At 48.4% G+C, this 3,957-nt stretch carries 5 protein-coding genes; 2 read left to right on the forward strand and 3 right to left on the reverse strand.

Going from position 1 to position 3,957, the window contains the following annotated elements; all coding sequences use genetic code 11:
- From NZ772_15230 to gvpA, 3 genes are all read right to left on the reverse strand, one after another.
- On the reverse strand, positions 1-418 hold a 418-nt coding region (locus tag NZ772_15230; GenBank protein ID MCS6814907.1), incomplete at its 3' end, for an AAA family ATPase.
- 11 nt (positions 419-429) lie between these two features.
- Positions 430-1,659, reverse strand: coding sequence for a gas vesicle protein GvpC (gene gvpC, locus NZ772_15235; GenBank protein ID MCS6814908.1), 1,230 nt, complete (start codon positions 1,657-1,659; stop codon positions 430-432).
- 350 nt (positions 1,660-2,009) lie between these two features.
- A complete protein-coding gene (gvpA, locus tag NZ772_15240) occupies positions 2,010-2,228 on the reverse strand; it encodes a gas vesicle structural protein GvpA (protein ID MCS6814909.1) in 219 nt (72 codons plus the stop codon).
- 434 nt (positions 2,229-2,662) lie between these two features.
- Between gvpA and NZ772_15245 the strand changes: the two genes are divergently transcribed.
- Together NZ772_15245 and NZ772_15250 are read left to right on the forward strand one after the other, a co-directional pair.
- Positions 2,663-3,625: a putative 2-dehydropantoate 2-reductase gene (locus tag NZ772_15245; GenBank protein MCS6814910.1), complete on the forward strand. Its 963-nt coding sequence runs from the start codon at positions 2,663-2,665 to the stop codon at positions 3,623-3,625.
- A gap of 127 nt (positions 3,626-3,752) precedes the next feature.
- On the forward strand, positions 3,753-3,957 hold a 205-nt coding region (locus NZ772_15250; GenBank protein ID MCS6814911.1), incomplete at its 3' end, for a hypothetical protein.

Here is a 3,957-nt window from a genome sequence, read left to right on the forward strand (position 1 = left end):
AGGCTGAGAGCAGCACGTTGTTAACTTCGGGGCGCGATCGATTAAATTCGTCATAGACAAGAGTAAAGCCCTCGCGACAAGCCAGCGTCAGGCGAGAATCAACCCAATTTTGCCGAACTTCATCCTCGAGTTTGACAACACTGTGAATGAAATTATCCACGACTTTCTTGCGGGTATAACCAGATTGGTTACCAATCAGGTCAGAGCTTTTGAAGTCATCATCACCAAACAACAGCATAATCGGGCGACCTATCAAATCGGCTAGGTGCAAGGCTAGAGTAGTTTTACCTACTCCAGCGGGGCCGCGCAAATGGATGGAAAACCCAGACTGAAGATAACGCAGTGCTCGCATGGCAATGCGCTCGATCGCTGGTGTGCTGACAAATCGACGGGGGCTAGCACGCAAAATTGTGGTCACAGCTTACTTCCTCATTGTGCAAGATAGACGCGATCTTTCTGAGTGATGGCACCACGCTGCATGAGGGAGCGGAGTGCATCAACAGCTTGAAAACGATTAATACCAACAGCAGACTCAATGTCAGTTAATCTAGCGCCTTGGACAGCTTGAACATACTCATAGACCTGCTGTTCAACCCTGGTTCTAGTGAGTTGTTCGCTGGTAGCGGCAAGGGGCGTTGGTGAGACTGGAACCGGTTCAGGTTCAACGGGTGCAGGGCTACTAACTTGCGGCACAGGTGCAGCAACTGGTGCGGGTGCTGATGGTACTGCAACTGAGCGCGCAACCGGAGCAACAGGCTCAGCCACGAGAGGTGAGGGCTTGGGTGCAGCGGGTTTGACCGCTGGGCTAGGCAAGGGTTGTGTAGTGCCATCTCCCCAGACGATTGCCCGCAAGTTTTCTCGAAATGTCTGCAACTCTTGAGCAAGCTGCTCTGCTGCCACCATACGCTCTTGGTGCAACTGGCTGATCGCATTAGCAACATTAGTACGTAACTGGTCTACAAAATCAGCTAAGTCTTTGGTGATTTGCACTTGCATTAACATGCGATCGTCGTGAAAGTTTGCAAGCAGAGCTTGGGTTTGCACGGCCAAAGCTTGCACCTCTGATTGTCGAGCTATGTTCTGTTGCTGAAACGTTTGCCGCATTACGGCGACTGTTGATGTGAGCAACCCATGAAAGTCCTGCAAGTCTTGGCGTAACTCTTGACTCATACGCATCCTCTCAGCAGTCGTTGCTGCCAAAAACTCAGCTGATTGCTGCTGGAGGCTCCGTACATAGTCATCTAACTGCTGCATCAACACCATAGCCTGCTGTTGTCGCTCATCGGCCTGAACCTGCAAAAACGCTTGTACCTGCTGCCGTAAGTTAGTGACATAGGTACTCAGGTATTGAGCTTGGTGAGATGCTTGCACTTGACGCTGCGCTTGCAGTGCTGTTAGCAATTGCTGAACGCTATGTTGTAGCTGTACTCGATCGTGGCGCAATGCAGCGAGGTCTGCCATGGCTCGGTGGCGGCGATCGACATCACTTTGAGTAAGGTTAGCCCGAAACAGCATCAAGTCACTCCGTAATGCCTGTGCTTGTTGCTGCAATTCTACTTGAGTTGCCTGTAGGCTATCTTGTACTAACTGCCGACGTTGAACTACATCGTGTTGCCGCTGGAGTCGCTGTTGCTGCCACTCATCTTTCAGAGAACCCATTCAAGTTTCCTCCCAAACTGTTGGAGTGAACATATCAATATGTTTGATTTGGGTGGATGCACGTGACTTGTAACTAGTTAAGTTTCATGTTGAACTATCAACCTACCTAGGATGAAATCCGTAAAATCCAGGCTCATACCAATCCCCTAAACTCTGACAATACATTCAATTACTTACAAGCCCTATCCCCACTTTTTGTTTGAGAGAGAAATGTAGGGCAAGGACTATGTGAAGTCTGTGAAGTCGTCAAAGTCAGAAGTGTGACAATCTTAGCTAGGCGCGCTAGTAGGATGTTAACAGTAGCGCACCTAACCAAATCAGTTGGTGTTAGAGGTAACGATCGTCAACCTTTAGGCGGCTGGAACCGCAGCTTGAGCAGTCAAGCCAACAGCTTCAGCATACTTCAAGTAGGTTTCTACCGATGCAATCACAACACGAGCCTCAATTGCCAGCAATTCAATACCAACTAGTGAAACTCGTACCCATGCATCTACAACGATGCCCTTATCTAGGATGCGATCAATGACTTCAGCCAAACTAGAGGACGAGTTAACTTTTTCAACAGCCATAGTTGTAATCCTTAATAATGAAATGAACTGAGGTTGTCAGGCTTTATACGCCTTACTCCTGATCCTTTAACACTCTCGACAGGAACTGATCAGGACAATTCAGGAGTAACACCCTTACGTATTAAAGTACCCGCTTGGATCAAGCTAGTAACGTTAAGTAGTGTCAAGCCAACAATAAGCGCTTTGGGGGATTTTGTAACGCCTACATCAATAAATATGCATCAATATTTCTACCTAGCTAGTTCAATGTCACCCAATGGTTCAATCCTTCAGGTTACGCTAGCATCTCTTCCAGCAAGAGTATAAATTTCAACGGTTAGGCTGAAATTTTGTGATATTTCTTGACAGCAAGTATACCTAAACAGGTTACTGCCAGCGATCGTTGCCAGTCTCCCCCTATGATCCTATAGGATGATCACAAAGAACTAGAAGAGATGACGAACGCAACTCGACGATATGCCATCCTGGGAACTGGAGCACTAGGTGGATTTTATGGAGCACGGTTGCAACGATCGGGCATAGATGTGCATTTTCTGTTGCGCAGTGACTATCACCATGTCTGTCAGCATGGCTTGGTCATAAAATCAATCGCTGGTGATTTTGAGCTACCCCATGTCCACGCATATCAGGATGTTGCCCAGATGCCGCCCTGCGACGTGGTAGTCGTAGCACTGAAAACTACACAAAATCACTTACTGCCCCAATTGCTGCCACCTGTGCTGAAAACAGATGGTGTAGTTCTAGTCCTACAGAATGGTTTGGGAGTTGAATCAGACGTGGCCGCGATCGTAGGTGACGATCGTGTCATAGGTGGTCTCAGCTTCCTCTGCTCTAACAAGATTGGGCCAGGAACGATTCACCACTTAGATTATGGTTCAATCAACCTGGGAGAGTTTCGCCCTGGGTATGCACCCGGTGGGATCAGCGATCGTCTCTTGCAGATAGCCGCCGAGTTTCGCAATGCTGGTATTGAAATCACCTGTACTGATGATTTATTGCTAGGTCGGTGGAAAAAGCTGGTGTGGAATATCCCCTATAACGGCTTATCTGTAGTGCTAGATGCCCGAACAGATGCCATCATGAAGAACCCTCACAGCCGCCAACTGGTCATGGATCTGATGGCTGAGGTAGTTGCTGGAGCCGCTAGCCAAAATCGGTATATTTCCGATGAATTTGTGCAGACGATGCTTACTCACACTGATCAAATGAAGCCATATCTGACTAGCATGAAGCTCGACTTTGACTCAGGTCGTCCCCTAGAGGTGGAGACGATCGTCGGTAATCCCCTACGTGTTGCCAACCAAGCTGGTGTTGCTCTGCCTAAGATTGCTGTGCTATACCAACAGCTTCTGTTCTTAGATGCTCGCAACCGACACAAATGCGTTAGTAGTCTCTAGGCTAATTGCTGCACTCACGACCAAGACACCCTGTAGCTTACTGTAAAATAAGTTAATGTCACAAGAACCTCAGTTTATGCAACTTAAGTTGATTGATTGAGCGTAGCTGGTAGAGCAATGGGGTGCAATGGGTAGGGCAGACGAGAACATCGCAACTGATGACGTGATCCTCACTGAGGTGGCTCCTGACTCGGTGCTCAAGCGGTTACACACCAGCGAGCAGTTTATGCGAGAGCAACTCGTGAAAGCAACCGTGCCTTGGTTGCCAGCAGCCACTGCCACCCGCATCGAGAGGCTCTCAGCACGGGCTGATGCATCACTTAAAGAATTAG

It is taken from the genome of Cyanobacteriota bacterium (genome assembly GCA_025054735.1).
In the GTDB taxonomy this organism is placed as follows: Bacteria; Cyanobacteriota; Cyanobacteriia; order SKYG9; family SKYG9; genus SKYG9.

Excerpts from the sequence above, each read along its gene's own strand:
- NZ772_15245 (MCS6814910.1), top strand. The coding sequence starts at position 2,663 with ATGACGAACGCAACTCGACGATATGCCATCCTGGGAACTGGAGCACTA.
- gvpA (MCS6814909.1), bottom strand. The coding sequence starts at position 2,228 with ATGGCTGTTGAAAAAGTTAACTCGTCCTCTAGTTTGGCTGAAGTCATT.
- gvpC (MCS6814908.1), bottom strand. The coding sequence starts at position 1,659 with ATGGGTTCTCTGAAAGATGAGTGGCAGCAACAGCGACTCCAGCGGCAA.